This is a genomic window from Bradyrhizobium sp. PMVTL-01, from assembly GCF_051861855.1.
Lineage (GTDB): Bacteria > Pseudomonadota > Alphaproteobacteria > Rhizobiales > Xanthobacteraceae > Bradyrhizobium.
On the sequence record NZ_CP193982.1, the window covers coordinates 3,315,937 to 3,336,229 of the forward strand.

General features: G+C 65.1%; 18 protein-coding genes. 12 read left to right on the forward strand and 6 right to left on the reverse strand.

What is annotated here, in order from left to right; translation table 11 throughout:
* Positions 1-87: 87 nt before the first annotated feature.
* Both alaS and ACRQ5Q_RS15660 read left to right on the forward strand, forming a co-directional pair.
* Positions 88-2,766, forward strand: coding sequence for an alanine--tRNA ligase (alaS, locus tag ACRQ5Q_RS15655; RefSeq protein WP_439398820.1), 2,679 nt, complete (start codon positions 88-90; stop codon positions 2,764-2,766).
* Positions 2,767-2,772: 6 nt separating this feature from the next.
* Positions 2,773-3,999 carry a cyclic nucleotide-gated ion channel gene (locus tag ACRQ5Q_RS15660; protein ID WP_439398822.1) on the forward strand — a complete coding sequence of 409 codons (1,227 nt, stop codon included), beginning with the start codon at positions 2,773-2,775 and terminating at the stop codon, positions 3,997-3,999.
* Between the two features lie 4 nt (positions 4,000-4,003).
* On the opposite strand, the gene ACRQ5Q_RS15665 is transcribed toward ACRQ5Q_RS15660, so the two are convergent.
* Positions 4,004-4,504: a DUF3455 domain-containing protein gene (locus ACRQ5Q_RS15665; protein WP_439398824.1), complete on the reverse strand. Its 501-nt coding sequence runs from the start codon at positions 4,502-4,504 to the stop codon at positions 4,004-4,006.
* A 153-nt stretch (positions 4,505-4,657) separates the two neighbouring features.
* Positions 4,658-5,872 carry an NADP-dependent isocitrate dehydrogenase gene (locus ACRQ5Q_RS15670; protein WP_439398825.1) on the reverse strand — a complete coding sequence of 405 codons (1,215 nt, stop codon included), beginning with the start codon at positions 5,870-5,872 and terminating at the stop codon, positions 4,658-4,660.
* Between the two features lie 326 nt (positions 5,873-6,198).
* On the opposite strand from ACRQ5Q_RS15670, the gene ACRQ5Q_RS15675 reads away from it, so the two are divergent.
* Entirely contained in the window at positions 6,199-7,398 is a 1,200-nt protein-coding gene (locus tag ACRQ5Q_RS15675; RefSeq protein ID WP_439369178.1) for a TrmJ/YjtD family RNA methyltransferase, read from the forward strand.
* 278 nt (positions 7,399-7,676) lie between these two features.
* Here ACRQ5Q_RS15675 and ACRQ5Q_RS15680 read toward each other — a convergent pair whose 3' ends face one another.
* Positions 7,677-8,330 carry a TetR/AcrR family transcriptional regulator gene (locus tag ACRQ5Q_RS15680; protein ID WP_439398826.1) on the reverse strand — a complete coding sequence of 218 codons (654 nt, stop codon included), beginning with the start codon at positions 8,328-8,330 and terminating at the stop codon, positions 7,677-7,679.
* A gap of 247 nt (positions 8,331-8,577) precedes the next feature.
* Between ACRQ5Q_RS15680 and ACRQ5Q_RS15685 the strand changes: the two genes are divergently transcribed.
* From ACRQ5Q_RS15685 to ACRQ5Q_RS15695, 3 genes are all read left to right on the forward strand, one after another.
* The gene (locus tag ACRQ5Q_RS15685; RefSeq protein ID WP_439369175.1) at positions 8,578-9,120 is read left to right on the forward strand and encodes an OsmC family protein; all 543 of its coding nucleotides are present in this window, start codon (positions 8,578-8,580) and stop codon (positions 9,118-9,120) included.
* 35 nt (positions 9,121-9,155) lie between these two features.
* Entirely contained in the window at positions 9,156-10,268 is a 1,113-nt protein-coding gene (locus tag ACRQ5Q_RS15690; RefSeq protein WP_439398828.1) for an acyl-CoA dehydrogenase family protein, read from the forward strand.
* Positions 10,269-10,331: 63 nt separating this feature from the next.
* Positions 10,332-11,210 carry a sulfurtransferase gene (locus tag ACRQ5Q_RS15695; RefSeq protein WP_439369172.1) on the forward strand — a complete coding sequence of 293 codons (879 nt, stop codon included), beginning with the start codon at positions 10,332-10,334 and terminating at the stop codon, positions 11,208-11,210.
* Positions 11,211-11,309: 99 nt separating this feature from the next.
* On the opposite strand, the gene ACRQ5Q_RS15700 is transcribed toward ACRQ5Q_RS15695, so the two are convergent.
* On the reverse strand, positions 11,310-13,274 hold the full coding sequence (locus tag ACRQ5Q_RS15700) for a sigma 54-interacting transcriptional regulator (RefSeq protein WP_439398830.1): 1,965 nt from the start codon (positions 13,272-13,274) through the stop codon (positions 11,310-11,312).
* 159 nt (positions 13,275-13,433) lie between these two features.
* Here ACRQ5Q_RS15700 and ACRQ5Q_RS15705 point away from each other — a divergent pair, with 159 nt between their 5' ends.
* The 4 genes from ACRQ5Q_RS15705 (at position 13,434) to cynS (ending at position 17,334) form a co-directional block, all read left to right on the forward strand.
* On the forward strand, positions 13,434-14,816 hold the full coding sequence (locus ACRQ5Q_RS15705) for a CmpA/NrtA family ABC transporter substrate-binding protein (protein WP_439398832.1): 1,383 nt from the start codon (positions 13,434-13,436) through the stop codon (positions 14,814-14,816).
* A 184-nt stretch (positions 14,817-15,000) separates the two neighbouring features.
* Positions 15,001-15,843 carry a nitrate ABC transporter permease gene (gene ntrB, locus ACRQ5Q_RS15710; protein WP_439398834.1) on the forward strand — a complete coding sequence of 281 codons (843 nt, stop codon included), beginning with the start codon at positions 15,001-15,003 and terminating at the stop codon, positions 15,841-15,843.
* A 5-nt stretch (positions 15,844-15,848) separates the two neighbouring features.
* Positions 15,849-16,772, forward strand: coding sequence for an ABC transporter ATP-binding protein (locus ACRQ5Q_RS15715; RefSeq protein ID WP_439369167.1), 924 nt, complete (start codon positions 15,849-15,851; stop codon positions 16,770-16,772).
* A 73-nt stretch (positions 16,773-16,845) separates the two neighbouring features.
* The gene (gene cynS / locus ACRQ5Q_RS15720) at positions 16,846-17,334 is read left to right on the forward strand and encodes a cyanase (RefSeq protein WP_211403748.1); all 489 of its coding nucleotides are present in this window, start codon (positions 16,846-16,848) and stop codon (positions 17,332-17,334) included.
* A 98-nt stretch (positions 17,335-17,432) separates the two neighbouring features.
* Here the strand turns inward: cynS and ACRQ5Q_RS15725 are convergent, their stop codons facing one another.
* On the reverse strand, positions 17,433-17,756 hold the full coding sequence (locus ACRQ5Q_RS15725; protein ID WP_439369165.1) for a DUF1476 domain-containing protein: 324 nt from the start codon (positions 17,754-17,756) through the stop codon (positions 17,433-17,435).
* Positions 17,757-18,087: 331 nt separating this feature from the next.
* On the opposite strand from ACRQ5Q_RS15725, the gene purC reads away from it, so the two are divergent.
* Together purC and purS are read left to right on the forward strand one after the other, a co-directional pair.
* Positions 18,088-18,855, forward strand: a complete 768-nt coding sequence (purC, locus tag ACRQ5Q_RS15730) for a phosphoribosylaminoimidazolesuccinocarboxamide synthase (RefSeq protein ID WP_172782948.1) — start codon at positions 18,088-18,090, stop codon at positions 18,853-18,855.
* A 14-nt stretch (positions 18,856-18,869) separates the two neighbouring features.
* On the forward strand, positions 18,870-19,109 hold the full coding sequence (purS, locus tag ACRQ5Q_RS15735) for a phosphoribosylformylglycinamidine synthase subunit PurS (protein ID WP_439369163.1): 240 nt from the start codon (positions 18,870-18,872) through the stop codon (positions 19,107-19,109).
* 21 nt (positions 19,110-19,130) lie between these two features.
* Here the strand turns inward: purS and corA are convergent, their stop codons facing one another.
* A complete protein-coding gene (corA, locus tag ACRQ5Q_RS15740) occupies positions 19,131-20,147 on the reverse strand; it encodes a magnesium/cobalt transporter CorA (protein WP_439369162.1) in 1,017 nt (338 codons plus the stop codon).
* Positions 20,148-20,293 lie beyond the last annotated feature (146 nt).

Genomic DNA, 20,293 nt, shown 5'->3' on the forward strand with positions numbered 1-20,293 from the left:
GTCTAAAAGCGCTTTGGCCCGCAGATATCAGCCTTAATTTCCGGTTTGGACGGCGGAGCGGGCCCAAGCACACCCGATTGGATGAACATGAGCGGCGTCAACGAGATCAGGTCGACCTTTCTGAACTTCTTTGCCGAGAACGGCCACGAGATCGTGCCGTCCTCGCCATTGGTGCCGCGCAACGACCCGACGTTGATGTTCACCAATGCCGGCATGGTGCAGTTCAAGAACGTTTTTACCGGCGTCGAGAAGCGGCCCTACCAGCGCGCCACCACGTCGCAGAAATGCGTGCGCGCCGGCGGCAAGCACAACGACCTCGACAATGTCGGCTACACCGCGCGCCATCTCACCTTTTTCGAGATGCTCGGCAACTTCTCGTTCGGCGACTACTTCAAGGAGCGCGCGATCGAGCTCGCCTGGAAGCTGATCACCAGGGAGTTCGGGCTGAAGAAGGACAAGCTGCTCGTCACGGTCTATCACACCGACGACGAGGCGGCGGGCCTGTGGAAGAGGATCGCCGGCTTCTCCGACGACCGCATCATCCGCATCCCGACCTCGGACAATTTCTGGGCGATGGGCGACACCGGGCCGTGCGGCCCGTGCTCGGAGATCTTCATCGATCGCGGCGAGCATATCTGGGGCGGCCCTCCGGGCTCGCCGGAAGAGGACGGCGATCGCTTCCTCGAATTCTGGAATCTCGTGTTCATGCAATACGAGCAGGTGACGAAGGAGGAGCGCGTGGATCTGCCGCGTCCCTCGATCGACACCGGCATGGGCCTGGAGCGCATGGCCTGCGTGCTCCAGGGCGTCGAGAGCGTGTTCGAGACCGACCTGTTCCGCCACCTGATCGACGCGACCTCGTCCGCGCTCGGCAGCGGCCCGCAGGAGCAGACGGTTGCCTCGTTCCGCGTCATCGCCGACCACTTGCGCTCCTCCGCGTTCCTCGTCACCGACGGCGTGCTGCCCTCGAACGAGGGCCGCGGCTATGTGCTGCGCCGGATCATGCGCCGCGCGATGCGCCATGCGCAGCTGCTCGGGGCCAAGGAGCCCCTGATGCATCGCCTCGTCCCGGCGCTGGTGCGCGAGATGGGCCAGGCCTATCCCGACCTGATGCGCGCCGAGAAGCTGATCGAGGAAACGCTGCGGCTGGAAGAGACCCGCTTCCGCAAGACTCTTTCGCGCGGCTTGGCCATCCTGGACGAGAAGAGTGCGTCCCTGAAAAAGGGCGACATGTTCGACGGCGACGTCGCCTTCACGCTGTACGACACCTACGGCTTCCCGCTCGACCTGACGCAGGACGCGCTGAAGTCGCGCGGCATCGGCGTCGACCAGTCCGCCTTCACCGACGCGATGGAGCGCCAGAAGGCCAAGGCGCGCGAATCCTGGAAGGGGTCGGGCGAAGCAGCTTCCGAAGCGATCTGGTTCCCGCTGCGCGAAAAGCTCGGGGCCACCGAGTTCCTGGGCTATGAGACGGAGAGCGCCGAGGGCGTGGTGTCTGCGCTGGTCAAGGACGGCCAGGAAGTCGAAAGCCTCAAGGCCGGCGAGACCGGCGCGATCGTGCTGAACCAGACGCCGTTCTATGCGGAGTCCGGCGGCCAGGTCGGCGACACCGGCGTGCTGACGGGCGAGGGCGGCATCAAGGTCCGCGTCACCGACACGCAGAAGAAGCTCGGCGATTTCTTCGTGCATATGGGCACCGTCGAGAGCGGCGAGCTCAAGCTCGGCACAGCGCTGCAGCTCGAGGTCGATCATGGAAGGCGCTCCTCGATCCGCGCGCATCACTCGGCGACGCATCTCATTCACGAGGCGCTGCGCCAGGTGCTCGGCGACCACATCGCCCAGCGCGGCTCGATGGTCGCACCCGACCGCCTGCGCTTCGACTTCGTGCATCCGAAGCCGATCACGGCGGAGGAGCTTGCCCGCGTCGAGGACATCGCCAACGACGTGGTGCTGGAGAACGACGAGGTCACCACGCGCATCATGGGGGTCGATGAGGCCCGCGAGGCCGGGGCGCGCGCGCTGTTCGGCGAGAAGTATGGGGACGAGGTCCGCGTCGTCTCCATGGGCAGGACCGCGCGCGAGCGCGGCGCCAACGTGCTCGGCTGGTCGGTCGAGCTCTGCGGCGGCACGCATGTCAAGCGCACCGGCGATATCGGCCTGATCACGCTGACGAGCGAGAGCGCGGTCGCCTCGGGCGTGCGCCGCATCGAGGCGCTGACGGGCAATTACGCGCGAAAACACGCCAATGAGACCATGGCGCTGGCGAAGACCGCGGCAAACGAGCTGCGCACCTCCATCGACGACGTGCCGGCGCGCATCACCGCGCTGATGGAGGAGCGCAAGAAGCTCGAGCGCGAGCTGTCCGACGCCCGCAAGAAGCTCGCGATGGGCGGCGGCGCATCCGGCGGCAACGGCGCGGCGAGCGGCGTGCGCGAGATCGGCGACGTCAAGCTGATGGCGCGCGCGGTCGAGGGCATCGAGATGAAGGATCTCAAGGGCCTTGCCGACGACGGCAAGAAGCAGATCGGCTCGGGTGTGGTCGCCATCGTCGGCGTCACCGGGGACGGCAAGGCCGGCGTCGTGGTCGGCGTCACGCCGGACCTCACCGCGCGCTTCAACGCCGTGAACCTCGTCCGCGTCGCCTCCGAGGCGCTCGGCGGCAAGGGCGGCGGCGGCCGGCCCGACATGGCGCAGGCCGGCGGCCCCGATGGCGCCAACGCGAGCGCGGCGCTGGCGGCGATCGAAAAAGCGATGGCAGGCGCTTAGGCCACCATGCGCCTCGTTCCGCGAGGACGTGGGCTTGGGGATCCCGATTTGCGGGATCGCCTCTACGAATGGCTGGAGCACGATCCCTTGGCCTATTCGGTCGGGTCGCGCTTCATCCAGCTGATCATCGGCGTCATCGTGCTCAACGTGGCCGCGATGATCCTCGCCTCGGTGCCGGAGCTGGATGCGCGGTTCGACACGCTGTTCAGCGCGATCGCAATCCTCGCCGTCCTCGTGTTCGCGCTGGAATATGCGGCGCGGCTGTGGACGGTGGCGGGTCATACGCCGCGCAAGGGCTCGGCGCTGTCCGACCGTCTGGGCTATGTCTTCTCCGCGCTCGGCATCATCGACCTCATGGCGTTCCTGCCGGCTGCAATCGTGCTCGCCACGGGCCGGCATGCGACGCTGGCCGGGCTCGGCGTTCTGCCGTTCTTCAAGCTGATCCGCTATTCGCCCGCGATGCGTTCGCTGCTCGCCGCCGTCCATGCCGAGCGGCGCGCGCTGATCGGCTGCATCGTCATCCTGATCGGCGCAGTCCTGACCTTTGCCTCGCTGCTCTACGCCGTCGAGCGCGACGTGCAGCCGGACAAGCTCGGCACCATCCCGCAGGCGATGTGGTGGGCGATCGTGACGCTCGGCACCGTCGGCTATGGCGACGTCGTGCCGGTAACGCCGCTCGGCAAGTTCATCTCCACCTTCGCTATCATCAGCGGCTTCGCCATGATCGCGCTGCCGGTCGCGATCATCTCCTCGGCGTTCGCCGAAGAGGTGAAGCGGCGCGACTTCGTCGTCACTTGGGGCATGCTGGCGCGGGTGCCGCTGTTTTCGCATCTGTCCGCGTCCGAGATCGCCGACATCATGCGCCTCTTGCGCGCGCGCACCATCGAGCAGGGCGAGATCCTGGTGCGGCGGGGGGATGCCGCCTCGTCGATGTATTTCATCACCGCCGGCGAGGTCGAGATCGCGCTGCCGAGCCAGCAGGTGCGGCTTGCCGATGGCACTTTCTTCGGCGAGATCGCACTGCTGCACAAGACAAAACGCAGCGGCACGGTGACGGCGACGCGCAAGACGCGTCTGCTCGTGCTCGACGCCCAGGATTTCCACGCATTGATCGCGCGCATGCCGACGCTGGCCGAGCACGTCCATACCACCGCCAGGGCGCGGCTCGCCGACACCGGCGATCTCGCGGCGGCTGAGCTGGCTCAGGCGGAGAAGGAAGACACTGACCGCTGAGCGGTCAGTCCTTCTTCAGGAAAACATAATCGGCCGAGTAGGGCGCGCTTCTGAACTCGCCGGCCTTGTCGCAGGCGCCGTCGAGCTTGCCGCCATGGGTGTTGATGCGCTGGACGGTGGTGACGGGCGTGAGGGTGCCGCTGCCGCGTCGGGAGGCGACCTCGAGCTTCAGCCAGGGGATATCCGCCGCTTCGGCGCCCGGCGCGTTGCCGACGGCCTTGCCGACCACGGCGCTGCCGTCGGCGAGCTCCCAGTTCGGGCCGGCATAGTGGCGGCCGACGGTCTTGCCCTCGGACAGCAGCGTCGCGACCGGTTCGCGGAAGGCCCAGGCGAGCTTGCCGTCGGCGGCGGCCTTGCACTCATAGACCTGCGCGTCCTCGGCGTGGACGCCGAGCACGACGCTCTCGCCGGGGGCGGCGATCGTGTCGGGGAGTGGGTCTGCGGCGAGCGCGGTGGTGCCGGTCAGGGCCAAGACCGCAAAAGCAAGGCTCTTGAGTGTCGGCATGGTGCTTCCTCAGGCAAGGTCTCGTCATTGCAAGGAGCTCGCGACAAAATTGCGAAGCAATTTTGCGCTGATGCGACGAAGCAATCCAGATTGTTTCCGCGGAGGGATTCTGGATTGCTTCGCCTTGCTCGCAGTGACGGCGTGGTTGACGGCTTACGCCGCCATCGCCTTGACGAGGTTCTCGGCGACCTTGTCCAGGAAGCCGGTGGTCGAGAGCCAGCGCTGATCGGCGCCGACCAGGAGCGCGAGGTCCTTGGTCATGTAGCCGGCCTCGACGGTGTCGACGCAGACCTTCTCCAGCGTGGTGGCGAACTTGGCGAGCTCGGCGTTGTTGTCGAGCTTGGCGCGGTGGGCGAGGCCACGGGTCCAGGCGAAGATCGACGCGATCGAGTTGGTCGAGGTCTCCTTGCCCTTCTGGTGCTCGCGGTAGTGGCGGGTCACCGTGCCGTGGGCCGCTTCTGCTTCCACGGTCTTGCCGTCGGGGGTGAGCAGCACCGAGGTCATCAGGCCGAGCGAGCCGTAGCCCTGCGCGACCGTGTCGGACTGCACGTCGCCGTCGTAGTTCTTACAGGCCCAGACATAGCCGCCGGACCACTTCAGGGCCGACGCCACCATGTCGTCGATCAGGCGGTGCTCGTAGGTCAGGCCCTTGGCGTCGAACTCCTTCTTGAACTCCTTGTCGAAGATCTCCTGGAAGATGTCCTTGAAGCGGCCGTCATAGACCTTCAGAATCGTGTTCTTGGTCGACAGATACACCGGGTAGCCGCGCAAGAGGCCATAGTTGAAGGAGGCGCGGGCGAAGTCGATGATGGAGTCGTCGAGATTGTACATCTCCATGGCGACGCCGGCGCCCGGAGCCTTGAACACTTCCTTCTCGATCACGGTGCCGTCCTCGCCCACGAACTTCAGCGAGAGGGTGCCCTTGCCCGGGAACTTGATGTCGGTTGCGCGGTACTGGTCGCCATAGGCATGGCGGCCGATGATGATCGGCTTGGTCCAGCCGGGAACGAGGCGCGGCACGTTCTTGCAGATGATCGGCTCGCGGAAGATCACGCCGCCGAGGATGTTGCGGATGGTGCCGTTCGGCGACTTCCACATCTGCTTGAGGTTGAATTCCTTCACCCGCGCCTCATCCGGGGTGATGGTGGCGCACTTGACGCCGACGCCGACCTTCTTGATCGCCTCGGCGGCGTCGATGGTGACCTGATCGTTGGTACGGTCGCGGTACTCCATGCCCAGGTCGAAATAGAGCAGCTCGACATCCAGGAACGGGTTGATCAGCTTGTCCTTGATGTACTGCCAGATGATCCGGGTCATCTCGTCGCCATCGAGCTCGACGACGGGATTGAATACCTTGATTTTAGCCATGATCGGGGAAGCCCTCTTGGGAACGGCGCCGGTGGCGCCCACGTGAATATCCGCCGCCTCTTAGCACCTGATAGCAGCGGGCGAAAGCCAAGTGATTATGCACTTTTAGCTCATCCAGCTTCCACAGACGGGGAGCGGGGTGAGGTTTCAGGCGAGATTCAAAAGTCCAATCCAACCTGTTATTTCCCTTGAGAATTTTGTCAGGACAGGCAAACGACAGGCGGGCAGCGCCGGCCGGCCCAAGACCAACTCGAAAAGGCCGCCTTGAATCATTTCCTAAGAGCGCCTTGCCAAGGCCTTGAGAGACAGTGTGAAAGTGAAGCGAGATGTCGGGGACTGACAAGAGCAAGACGGGCCTTTCCCTCGACGGTCCCATCGTCATCCTGGTCGAGCCGCAGCTGGGTGAAAACATCGGCATGGCCGCGCGCGCGATGGGCAATTTCGCGCTCGGCGCCTTGCGTATCGTCAACCCCAGGGACGGCTGGCCCAACATTGCGGCCCAGCGGGCCGCGGCCGGTGCCGACCACATTCTGGAAAAGGTCGAATTGTTCGACACCGTGGAGCAGGCGGTTGCCGACCTCGACCTCTTGTTCGCCACCACGGCTCGCCCCCACGACCAGGCCAAGCCGGTGGTCGGGCCGGAGGCCGCAGCCAGCGAGATCGCCGGGCACGTCGCGACTGGCGGCAGGTGCGGTATCCTGTTCGGCCGGGAGCGCTGGGGGCTGACCAACGAGGAGGTCGGGCTCTCCAATCGCATCATCACCTTCCCGGTCAATCCCGGCTTTGCCTCGCTCAACCTCGCGCAGGCCGTGCTGCTGGTCGGCTACGAATGGTTCAAGCGGGCCACATCCGGCGAGCTGCCGCACGCCATGCCCGAGCGCTCCGAGCGCGCCTCGCAGCACCAGATGCAGGCCTTCTTCGACAATCTCGTGCGCGAGCTCGACAAGGTCGAATTCCTTCGCCCGGCCGAGAAGCGCGACACCATGCTGGTGAACCTGCGCAACATCTTCAGCCGCATGGAGCCGACCAAGCAGGACATGCATACCCTCCATGGCGTCGTGATGGCGATCGCGGAGGGGCGCAAGGGCCCGGCCAAGGGCGGCGTGCTCGACGGCGAGCAGGCGACGCGCCTGCGCGCGCTGCTGGCCGAGCACGGCCAGGGCGGCGGCGTGCCCGACAGCGGCTCGACCGTGCGCGGGCTTGCCCGGCTGCTCCGCCGCAACCCGACCGATGCCGAGCGCCTGCTCTGGCAGGCGTTGACCCGCGACCGCCGCTTCGCAGGTCAGTTCAAGCGCCAGACCCCCGTTGGGCGCCACATCCCGGACTTCGTCTCGTTCCCGCACCGGATCGCGATCGAGCTGGTCAACCCCGGCGAGGGCGAGGCAATCGCGGCCGACCGCGCAGGGCGGCGGACGTGGCTCGAGGCGCGTGACTATCGGGTGCTCGACATCCGCGCGGCGGATGTCGAGCGCGATCTGGAGACGGAGCTGGTGCGGCTGCAGGGGATGGTGGAGCAGAGTGCGTAGGTGGCGTAGGGTGGGTTAGCCATGCGGCTGCGCGAAAGCGCAGTCCGCTCGGCGTAACCCACCTCTTATGTCTCTGCGGAAATCAAAGCAAGTTGCGTAGGGTGGGCAAACCGAAACGTGCCCACCATCTCGATGAACAGAGCTGAGCAAGCTTATGGGCACGGCGCTTTGCGCCTTTGCCCACCCTACGAGATCTTCGTAGCCCGGATGAGCGAAGTGATATCCGGGGCAAGGTCCCGCATCTCGCTGCGCCCATGCGGGCTACAAGACGAGCGCGTTCAGACCGCCTCTAACTGATCCGCCGCGCGCTTCTTCTTCGGCTTGGACTGGCCGAGCAGGGGGCCGGCGGTGAGCGCGGCCATATCGGCCACCCCCGGGTCGCGCGAGATCATCGCGGCGACGATGGCGCCGTCGATGATGAGGCCGAGCTGGTGCGCGAGCACCGCGGGCTCGCTCGAGCCGAGCTCGCCGGCGAGCTTCTCGATGTGGCCGAGCACGATCTTCTTGTGCTTCAGCGCGATGGTGCGGAACTGTTTGGCGTCCTTGTCGTGCTCGCCGACCGCGTTGATGAAGGGGCAGCCGTAGAAGCGCTCTTCGGCGAACCAGCTCTTCAGCGCTGGGAAGATCCGCGCCAGCTTCGCCTGCGCGTCGCCGCCGCCCGCTTCCATGGCGCCGATGAACCATTCGCGCCACTGTTTGCCTTCGCTCTCCAGCACCGCGTTGACGAGATTGGTCTTGGAGCCGAACAATTTGTAGAGCGTGGTTTTGGCCGTGCCGGCTTCCTCGATGATCGCGTCGATGCCGGTGGCGTTGATGCCGTTCTTGCAGAACAGATGCGTCGCGGCGCTGAGCAGACGGCCGCGTGCTGACTCGTCCTCGCCGGCGCCGGAATGCGGCGCGTTTGCAGTCTTCTTCGATGAAGCTTTTGCCATGGACTCAAACTTACCCGCAGCCGCGCCGCATCAGCAAGCCGCATCTGTTCCGCGCTGAAAAGATTCGCAAAGGGCTGGCGATCTGCATCGCCTTTGAGCAAGCGGCCGCTGATCAATCCGCAGGCAGGGACGCTTAAGCGGCTCCAATGCTTCGCGTTTTGATTTTCGCCGGCTCTGGCACGCTCCATGCAAAGAAACAGACCGTTCGGTATCCTGCCGATTTCCACTTTTGCCAGGGAGAAGATTGATGACTGCCGTCGTTCAGAAGACAGTGCTGACGGGGTGCCTCGCGCCCATCGACAAGAACGGGCTCGAGCAACTGATCGCCAACGGCAAGGCGAATCCGAAGGTCATCAAGACCTTGAAGTGCAAGACCGTCGCGGAGGGCAAATTCCGCCACGCCAACTACATCCGCAACCTGCCGCCCTATATCGTTGATGAGCCGCCAGGACTCCTGGGCGACGACACCGCGCCCAATCCGTCGGAGGCCTCGCTCGCCGCGCTCGGCTCCTGCCTTGCGGTCGGCCTGCACGCCAACGCGGTGCATCGCGGCTGGATCGTCAACAAGCTCGAGCTCGAACTGGAGGGCGACCTCAACATCACCGCGGTTTGGGGCACCGGCGATGTCTCTGACAAGCCGGTCGGCTTCACCGACGTGCGCGTGAAAGTGGACATGGAGTGCGAGGGCATCTCGCCGGACGAGATCAATGCGCTGGTCACCCATGTGAAGAAATGGTCGCCGGTCGCCAACACCTTCACCCGCCCGGTCAATCTCGAGGTCGGCATCTAGCGATAGCAACGAGGACAACGGTGCGGGAGACGATCATGGGTTCACTGTCTTTATCGCGGGTCGAAGTTCTGGATCAGCCCGCACCGTCCATTGCAGGGGAGGTGGCGCGGATTGCGCGGGAGCAGCTCGCGCCGCTCGCCGCCGGCATCGACGACGGTTCGGTCTACCCGGCCGAGGTGCTGCGTGCGTTCGGCGCGGTCGGCGCCTGGGGCAGTCATATGCCTCAGGAAGGTCCCGCGGATTTACGCTGTGCGATCGAGTCGATGGCCGCGATCGGCGAGGTCTGCGGCGCCACGGCCTTCATGGCCTGGTGCCAGAACACGCTGGTCTGGTACGCGGCCAACTCGACCAATCTGAAGCTGGCGAGGCGTTTTGGCGATGCCTTCTCGAGCGGTCGCGTGCTCGGCGGCACAGGTCTCTCCAATCCGATGAAGAGCTTTTTCGGCATCGAGAAGCTGAAGCTGAAGGGGCGGAAGGTCGAGGGCGGCTACATCGTGCGCGGGGCGCTGCCCTGGGTCTCCAATCTCGGCCCGGACCATTATTTCGGCACCATCTTCGAGCGCGAGGACGATCAGGGGACCGTGATGTTCCTCGCCGACTGCTCCGATCCCTCGATCACGCTGACGCCGTGCAAGCCGTTCCTCGCGATGGACGGCACCGGCACTTACGGCGTGCAGTTCCGCGACGTGTTCGTGCCGGATGAGCTGATCCTCGCCGATCCCGCCGCGCCCTTCGTCAAGAAGATCCGCGCCGGCTTCATCCTGCTCCAGGCCGGCATGGCGCTCGGCGTCATCAGGGACTGCATCAACATCATGGACGAGGTGGATAGCACGCTCGGCCACATCAACCGCTATCTGCCGCAGCAGCCGGTGCACTTTCGCGATCTCGCCGCCGAGCTCGAGGCCGAGACCATGGCGCTGGCGCGCGATCCATACAACGAGGAGGAGACCTACTGGCGCAAGGTGGTCGCGCTGCGCCTGCGCGCGGGCGAGGCGAGCGTTGCGGCGGCGCATGCGGCGATGCTGCATTGTGGCGCGCGCGGGTACCTCAAGAGCCACCGCGCGCAGCGGCGCCTGCGCGAGGCCTATTTCGTCGCGATCGTCACGCCGGCCACCAAGCAGCTGCGCAAGATGCTTGCCGATGCCTGAGTTCCAAGTCTTTGAGTTCAACGAGTCCACCTGAAGACCCCCAACCTCAACGGAGAGGCCGCCATGACTGACGTTCTGATCACTGCCGTCGAACTCGCCGATCTCTTGAAGAGCGAGCCGTGTGTCGTCATCGACACCCGCAATCCCGATGCCTACGCCGCCGGGCATCTGCCCAATGCCGTCAACGTGCATGAGATTTTTACGTTTCTGGCGACCTCGACGCCGGAAGGCATGGCCGAGCTGAAGACCAAGTTCGCGGATGCGTTCGGCGGCGCCGGTCTATCGGGCAAGGAGACGGCCGTGATCTACGAGCAGTCGATGAACTCGGGCTTCGGCCAGTCCTGCCGTGGCTATTACCTGCTCACCATGCTCGGCTACCCCAAGGTGAAGGTGCTGCATGGCGGCTTCGACGCCTGGTCGGCGGCGGGCTTCCCGGTGACCAAGGACGTGCCGACGCCGGTGAAGGCCTCGTTCGCGATCGTGCCCGAGGCGGGCGAGATCCTGATCGACGCAAAGACCATGCTGGCCGCGGTCGGCAAGCCCGGCATCGCCATCCTCGACGTGCGGGATGTCGACGAGTGGATCGGCGACAGCTCTTCTCCGTATGGGAAGGATTTCTGCCCGCGCAAGGGCCGCATCCCCGGCGCGGTCTGGCTGGAATGGTACCGCATGATGAAGCCGACCGCCGAGGGCCCGCGCTTCAAGTCCAAGGACGAGATTTTGGCCGAATGCGCCACCGTCGGCATCTCGCAGACGACGCCGGTCTATCTCTACTGCTTCAAGGGCGCGCGGGCCTCGAACACATTCCTGGCGCTGAAGAACGCCGGCGTGAAGGACGTGCGGATGTATTTCGGCTCCTGGAACGAATGGTCGCGCGACCCCTCGCTGCCGATCGAGCAGGGGTTGCCGATCGCGGCTGATGTGACGACCAAGGCGGCTTGACTGCGTGCCTCGTTCTTCGAGACGACCGCTTTGCGGTCCCTCAGGATGAGGCTAAGCGGCATCGGTGTGCGTTGAACCCGTTGCCGCACACTCCGTCCTTCATCCCGAGGAGCCCGCCTGAAGCGGGCGTCTCGAAGGATGGGCCACTTGCGGACGAGGCGCGATCCCGAGCGCCTTGATCCGCGAGGCCAGCGTGGTCGGCTTGATGTCCAGCATCTCGGCCGCCCCGCCGGGGCCGAACACCTTTCCGGCGCAGGCCTCGAGCGCGGCCATGATGTTGGCGCGCTCGTGGTCGCGCATCTCCGCGGACGTCATCACCGCCGGGCGCGCATCGGCCTTCTGCCGCGTGGCGCCGCTAGGGGCTTGCGCGCCCGATGCATCCGGCAGATCGATGCGCAGGCGGCCGTTCTGCGACAGGATCGCGGCGCGCTCGATCACGTTCTGCAATTCGCGGACGTTGCCGGGCCAGTCGTAGCGGGCGAGCCGCCGCGCATCGCCCTCGGAGAGGCGCAAATTCGACTTCAGCGCCTTGCCCTCGCGCGTCAGAAAATGCTGGGCGAGCAGGGGAATGTCCTCGCGCCGTTCGCGCAAGGGCACCGTCTCGATCGGGAACACGTTGAGGCGGAAATAGAGGTCCTCGCGGAAACGTCCGCGCTGCACCTCTTGCTTGAGGTCGCGATTGGTCGCGGCGATGACGCGGACGTCGACGGCGCGGGTGCGCGCCTCGCCGACGCGCTCGAAATGTCCCTCCTGCAGCACGCGTAGCAGCTTGCCTTGCAGTTCGAGCGGGATCTCGCCGACCTCGTCGAGGAACAGCGTGCCGCCGTCGGCGAGCTCGAAGCGGCCGATGCGGTCGCGCGTCGCGCCGGTGAAGGCGCCGCGGACATGGCCGAAGAACTCGCTCTCGAACAATTCGCGCGGGATCGCCGCGCAGTTGACGCGGATCAGCGGCCGGTCGCTGCGGGTGGAATCCTCGTGAATGCCGCGCGCGATCAGCTCCTTGCCGGTGCCGGACTCGCCGGTGATCATCACCGCCGCCGTGGTCGGCGCCACCAGCTTGACCTGGCGCAGCGTCTTCTGGATCGCCTCGCTTTGACCGATGATGCCGCGCGGATTGGTCTCGATGCGGATCTCCTCCTGGAGATAGGCGTTCTCGAGCTCCAGCCGCTCGCGCAGGCGGTCGACCTCGGCGAGCGCGGCATGCAGCTTCTCGTCGGCCTCGCGGCGCTGGCTGACGTCGCGGAACACCACGACCGCGCCGACCACGACGCCGCGGTCGCGGATCGGCGTGGAGGTGTATTCGACCCAGGCGGGCGATCCGTCCTTGCGCCAGAACACTTCGCCGTCGACCTGGTGCACGGCGCCGTCGCGGAAGGCCGCATAGATCGGACAATCATGGTTGTGATAGTGCCGGCCGTCGTGATGGGTGTGGTGGACGATCGGATGGATCTCCTTGCCGACCAGCTCCTCGGCGGTCCAGCCCAGCATGCGCTCGGCCGCAGGATTGACGAAGGTGGTCTTGCCTTCGGCGTTGACGCCATAGATGCCTTCGCCGGCGGCGCGCAGGATCAGCTGGTTCTCGCGCTCGATGTCCTGGAAGACGCGCTCGACCCGCTGCCAGGTCGAGATGCCGCCGCGCATATGATCCTCGGCGGCCGCATCGACATTGCGGCGGCGGCGCGCTTCGAGATCGGTCAGCGTCAGCAGCAGCAGCGAACGGCCGTCATGCGGCAGCAGGCAACCGGCATATTCGAGCTGGAGGTTTTGCCCGGTCGCATGGCGGGGCGTGAGCGCCGTCGTCCAGTAGGCACCCTTGTGCAGCACGGCCTGGGTGAAGACGGTGAGGGCGGCAAGCTCGCCGGCGTGAAGCGTGCTGGCCCTGGTCTGCCGCAGCAGCGCGCGGTCATAGCCGAGCAGGGCGCAGGCGGCAGGATTGGCATCGACGATCTGGTCGCTGAACGGGTCGACCAGCAGCGTCGCCTCGACCGAGGATTCGAACGCGGCGATGCGCGGGTCGATGGCGGGAGCCACATCATCGTGGACGGGCATTGGCGTCGTTGCCATTACGAAATCTCGTCATTGAACTACGAAATCTCGTTTATCACGAGTTTTCGTAACGGCCAAGCGCGGGCGAAAGTGCTGCGTCATCAGGGCACTGGCCTTGCTGAAGGCCGTGGCATGCTCCTTGCGTAATTCCTCCCCGCAATGAGCGCAGGAGGGCCGATGTCCACGTTCGACAATCCGTTTGATCCCGATCGCAACCTTCGAGCCGGCTGCGTCTGCGGCCAGCATCAATCCGCGGCGGAGCATGAGCAGGCGGCGTCAGCGCTGCGTTGCGACCCCCTCGAGAGCGAGGAGAAGCGCTACGAGGGCGTCGTCGCTTCCGCGCTAATGCGCGCGATGTTTCCGCAGGATGTGGCGCGGCGGGCCTTCCTGAGGTCGGTCGGTGCCTCGACCGCGCTCGCGGCGCTGTCGCAGTTCTTCCCGCTCAAGACCGCAACCGAGCTGTTTGCGCAGACCGGTGCGCCCGAGAAGAAGGACCTCAAGGTCGGCTTCATTCCGATCACCTGCGCCACGCCGATCATCATGGCGGCGCCGATGGGCTTCTATGCCAGGCACGGCCTCAACGTCGAAGTGGTGAAGACCGCCGGCTGGGCCGTGATCCGCGACAAGACCATCAACAAGGAATACGACGCAGCCCACATGCTGGCGCCGATGCCGATCGCGATTTCGCTGGGACTCGGTGCGAACGCAATTCCCTTTGCTGTCCCTGCGATCGAGAACATCAACGGGCAGGGCATCGTGCTCGCAACCAAGCACAAGGACAAGCGGGACCCGAAGGACTGGAAGGGCCTGAAGTTCGCGATTCCCTTCGACTACTCCATGCACAACTACCTGCTGCGCTACTATCTCGCCGAGCACGGGCTCGACCCCGACACCGACGTGCAGCTGCGCTCGGTGCCGCCGCCGGAAATGGTCGCCAATCTGCGCGCCGACAACATCGACGGCTTCCTGGCGCCGGACAATATCTGCCAGCGCGCGATCTATGACGGCGTCGGCTTCATGCATCTGCTCTCGAAGGAGATCTGGGACGGCCATCCCTGCTGCAGCTTCGCGGCCAGCCGCGAGTTCATCACGACAGCGCCGAACAGCTTTGCCGCGCTGACGCGCGCCATCGTCGATGCGACCGCCTATGCGTCGAAGGCGGAGAACCGCAAGCCGATCGCGGAGGCGATCGCGCCGGCCAACTACATCAACGCGCCGGTCACGGTGCTGGAACAGGTGCTCACCGGCACCTATGCCGACGGCCTCGGCGGCGTGAAGACGGACGCAAAACGCGTCGATTTCGATCCGTTCCCCTGGCAATCCTTTGCGGTGTGGATGCTGACCCAGATGAAGCGCTGGGGCCAGATCAAGGGCGACGTCGACTACAAGGCGGTCGCCGAGCAGGTGTATCTGGCGACCGACACCAAGAAGCTGATGACGGAGATGGGCCTGTCGCCGCCGGCGAGCAGCTACAAGTCGTTCGCGGTGATGGGGAAGACGTTCGATCCGACGAAGCCGGAAGATTACGTCGCGAGCTTCAAGATCAGGAAGGCGTCGTGATGGACTCGGCTCGTGCTTTCTTCGCCTCTCCCCGCGTGCGGGGAGAGGCCGACCCGCTCCGGGCGATGCGAAGCATCGTCCCGAGCGCGGCGGGTGAGGGGGACTCTCCGCGAGTCCAACTCTCACCTCCCTCGCGGAGAGCCTCCCTCACCCCGACCCGCTTCCCGCAAGCGGGGAGAGGGAGATGAAGTCATCCTCGCTTCGTCTCCGCGCCAGCCTCGTCTCCATCGCGCTCCTCGCCGCGTTCCTCGGCATCTGGCATCTCGCCACGCGCTCGACGGCGCCGGTGGCGACGATGAGCCCGGAATACGCCAAGCTGATGGGCCTCACCGCCACGCAGGGCAAATCCGCCATGCCGGGGCCGCTCGATGTCGGCGCAAAGCTCTGGGACCATCTGAAGCGGCCGTTCTACGACAACGGGCCGAACGACAAGGGACTCGGCATCCAGCTCGCCTATTCCATCGCGCGCGTCGGCACCGGCTATCTGCTCGCGGTGCTGGTGGCGATCCCGCTCGGCTTCCTGATCGGCATGTCGCCGCTGCTCAGCAAGGCGCTCGATCCCTTCATCCAGGTGCTGAAGCCGATCTCGCCGCTGGCCTGGATGCCGCTGGCGCTCTACACCATCAAGGATTCGTCGGTCTCCGCGATCTTCGTGATCTTCATCTGCTCGATCTGGCCGATGCTGCTCAACACCGTGTTCGGCGTCGCCAGCGTGCGCAAGGAATGGATCAACGTCGCGCGCACGCTCGAGGTCGGCACCGTCAGGCGCGCCTTCACCGTGATCCTCCCCGCAGCGGCGCCGACGATCCTGACCGGTATGCGCATCTCGATCGGGATCGCCTGGCTGGTGATCGTCGCGGCCGAGATGCTCGTCGGCGGCACCGGCATCGGCTACTTCGTCTGGAACGAGTGGAACAACCTCTCGATCACCAACGTGATCATCGCGATCCTCTTGATCGGGATCGTCGGCATGCTGCTCGACCAGATCCTCGCGCGCTTCACGCGCATGGTCACGTTTCCGGAGTAAGGGCGATGACCGACAAGTTCATCTCCATCGAAGGCATCGCCAAGCGCTATTCCGGCGCGGGCGGCGCCACGACCACGGTATTCGAAAATCTCTGGCTGTCGATGGCGCGCGGCGAGTTCTGTTGCGTGATCGGCCATTCCGGCTGCGGCAAGACCACCGTGCTCAACATCCTCGCCGGCCTCGATGCGCCGAGCGAAGGCGCGGTGATCGTCGACGGCCAGGCGATCTCGGGCACCAGCCTCGACCGCGCCGTGATCTTCCAGAGCCATGCGCTGCTGCCCTGGCGCACCGTGCTCGGCAACGTCGCTTACGCCGTGAGCTCGAAATGGCGCAGCTGGGACCGCGCCAAGGTGAGGGCGCACGCGCAGACCTTCATCGATCTCGTCGGGCTCACCGGCTCCGAGCACAAGCGGCCGTCGGAACTGTCAGGCGGCATGAAGCAGCGCGTCGGCATCGCGCGGGCGCTGTCCATCACGCCGAAGATGATGTTGATGGACGAGCCGTTCTCGGCGCTGGACGCGCTGACGCGCGGCACGCTGCAGGACGAGGTGCGGCGCATTTGCCTGGAGACCGGGCAGACCGCGTTCATGATCACCCATGACGTCGACGAGGCGATCTATCTCGCCGACAAGATTTTCCTGATGACCAACGGGCCGGGCGCGGTGCTCGCCGAGGTCGTCGAGAATCCGCTGCCCAGGGAGCGCGGCCGCACCGACCTGCATCGCCATCCGCTCTATTATGCCCTGCGCAACCACATCGTCGATTTTCTGGTGACGCGCAGCAAGACCTTCGCCGCCGAGACGCCCGATCACGATCCGCGCAACGTGCCGGTGGTGCATATCGGCAAGCCTGGCCTCTCGATCGCAGCAAGCGGCGAAGAGCCACGACAGACCTGGACATCCGGGACCAATCCCGGATTGAGCGCCTGATTTGTAGCCGCATGATCTACGGAAAACCGCTTCACACTTTTCCGGATCATGCTTTTGAAGAGGAGACACCGACATGAAACGCGAAGACCTCACCGAGAAGCTGCTCGACATCAAGCGCGAGAAGGGCTGGAGCTGGAAACACATCTGCGAGAAGATCGGTGGCTATTCCGAGGTGCTGATCGTCGGCGCGATCATGGGCCAGATGAAGCTGACGAAGCCGCAGGCGGCGAACGCCGGCGAGTTGTTCGGCCTCTCGAAGGCGGAGACCGCCATGCTCAACGAGGTGCCGATGCGCGGCACCGGCACGCCGATGCCGCCGACCGATCCCCTGATCTATCGCTTTTACGAGATGGTGATGGTGAACGGTCCGGCCTGGAAGGCGCTGATCGAGGAAGAGTTCGGCGACGGCATCATGTCGGCGATCGACTTCGACATGGGGATCGAGCGCGTCGCCAACCCGAAGGGCGATCGCGTCAAGATCACCATGAGCGGCAAGTTCCTGCCGTACAAATATTACGGTGCCAGCGGCAACGTGCCGGAATACGGCTTCAAGGAGGGGTGATTTGGTTTGCCGTCATTCCGGACGCCGCGCCAGCGGCGATCCGGAATCTCGGGTTTCCGGGTTCGCACCGTTGGCGCGCCCCGGAATGACACTGGGCCTTATTTCCCGGCCTTCACCTCGGCCGCCGCCACCGCGAGCAGCTCGCTCATCTTGGCGCGAATCGCCTGTTCGGTGATGGGGACGTTCTTGCCGGCGAAATCGGCCGTGATCTTGCGCAGGACGTCGCCATCGCCGGCCTCCTCGAAATCGGCCGCGACGACCTCCTTGGCATAGGCGGTGGCGGCGTCGCCCGATATGCCGAGCTTTTCGGCCGCCCACAGCCCGAGCAGCCGGTTGCGGCGGGCCTCCGCCTTGAATTTCTGCTCCTCATCGAGGGCAAATTTCTTCTCGAAGCCTTCCTCGCGCTTGTTGAGTTCGCTCATGCGTCTTCCAATTCCCTGCTGACTGGACCCGGCGCCCTCGTTGCGGGAGCCCGGGCGCATGCCTAGATAAGGAGCACGAATCGGCAAAACAACGAGCCGTTAAGCCGCAGGCAAGACGGTATAAGTTGGCGCCGGACGGCCGGATCGATTGTGCTCGGAGAGCCAATCGGATAGGTTGCCTAAAGGCTTGGTTCCCGTTCTGTTTCCAATGGTGTTTCCTTGGGTTACGGACGGGTTCCGAGCCGTTCACGGCAGCTCCGCTGTGGGTCGTAATCCTAGTCAACCGGAGCACACCAAATTCATGGATTTCAACAAAACACGGTACATCCCCATGAGCCGTCGGCGTCGCATTTATGAAGGCAAGGCAAAGGTTCTCTACGAAGGCCCGGAGCCCGGCACCCTGATCCAGCACTTCAAGGACGACGCCACCGCGTTCAATGCGAAGAAGCATCAGGTGATCGAGGGCAAGGGTGTCCTCAACAACCGGATCTCGGAGTACCTGTTTCAGCACCTCAACGACATCGGGGTGCCCACCCATTTCATCCGCCGCCTCAACATGCGCGAGCAGTTGATTCGCGAGGTCGAGATCGTGCCACTGGAAGTGGTGGTGCGGAACGTTGCTGCCGGCTCGCTGTCGCAGCGCCTCGGCATCGAGGAGGGCACGCAGCTGCCGCGCTCGATCATCGAATTCTATTACAAGAACGACCAGCTCAACGACCCCATGGTGTCGGAAGAGCACATCACCGCCTTCGGCTGGGCAACGCCCCAGGAGATCGACGACATCATGGCGCTCGCCATCCGGGTCAACGATTTCCTCACCGGCCTCTTCCTCGGCATCGGCATCCGCCTCGTCGACTTCAAGATGGAGTGCGGCCGCCTGTTCGAGAACGAGATGATGCGGATCATCGTCGCCGACGAAATCTCGCCGGACAGCTGCCGTCTGTGGGACATCAAGTCGAACGAGAAGCTCGACAAGGATCGTTTCCGCCGCGACCTCGGTGGCCTGCTCGAGGCCTATACGGAAGTCGCAAAGCGCCTCGGCATCCTCATGGAGAACGAGCGCCCGCAGGGCACGGGCCCGGTGCTGGTGAAGAGCTAAGAGGGATTATCGACGTGAAGGCACGTGTCACCGTTACGCTGAAGAGCGGCATCCTCGATCCGCAAGGCAAGGCCATCGAAGGCGCGCTGAAGTCGCTCGGCGTTGACGGCATCTCCAGCGTCCGCCAGGGCAAGGTGTTCGACATCGAGCTCGCCGGCGCCGACAAGGGCAAGGCGGAAGCTGCGCTGAAGGAAGCCGCCGACAAGCTGCTGGCGAACACCGTGATCGAGAATTATCGGGTCGAGATCGTCTAGCGTCTCGCCGTCGCCCGGACGTCACAGCCAGCCGACGCGACGGAAGCGCCAGTAGAGCGCGATGCACGTGACGGCCATCACGCCCAGAAGCACGGGATAGCCGTACTCCCATTGCAGCTCCGGCATGTTCTTGAAGTTCATGCCGTAGATGCCTGCAAGGGCGGTGGGGACCGCGAGGATTGCGAGCCACGAGGCGAGCTTCTTTGAGACCGCCGTCTCCTGCGCCTGTCCGACCAGCAGACTGGCCTCGAAGGCGAAGGCCAGCACCTCGCGCATGGAATCGATGCGCTCCTGGATGTTCCTGACGTGGTCGGTAACGTCGCGGAACAGGGGCTGCATCGCTTGCCGCACCATCGACAATTCGTCGTGCTCGAGCCGGCGGCAGACCTCCACCAGCGGCCCGATCGCATTGCGGAGCCGCAGCAGGTCTCGGCGCAGCATGTAGAGCCGTTCGATCTGCGCCCTGGTGGTCGCGTGCGCGAGCACGTCGTCTTCGATGCGCTCGACCTCCTCGTGGATGCTCTCGAGCACGGGCGAATAGTTGTCGACGATGAAATCGAGGATGGCGTAGAGGATGTAGTCCTCGCCCCGCGCAAGCGCCCGCGGGCAGCTCTCGCAGCGGTCGCGCACCGGCGTGTAGGAGGTCGAGGCGCCGTGGCGGACGGTCACGAGATAGCCGTCGCCGACGAAGATGTGGGTCTCCCCGAAGGCGATGCGGCCATCGATCAGCTGCGCCGTGCGCGCCACGATGAACAGGGCCTCGCCGTATTGCTCGATCTTGGGCCGCTGATGGGCGTGGTTGGCGTCCTCGATCGCGAGGTCGTGCAGGTCGAACTGCTTCTGCACCGCGCCGAGCAGCGCCATGTCCGGCTCGTGCAGCCCGATCCAGACCACGTGGCCGGGCTTGGCCCGCCAGCTCGAGGCTTCGCTGATGGCGATGTTGGCGACGCGCCTTCCGTCGACATAGGCGCCGGCGGCGACGACGCCTTCGGTGGACACCGGCTCGGAGGGGGATGCGGGCCGCGACGGGACGTTCATGGCTTCAATCCCGGGCAAGATCGTCGGGCAAAAGTGCCGTGGCTATGGTCTGTGTACAAGGCCGGCCGGCAAGGCTAGCACTGGTAAAATCCCCGTCAAATGGCTATGTCTCTCGACGAATTGGCCCTTTGGCCGCCCCGATTCCC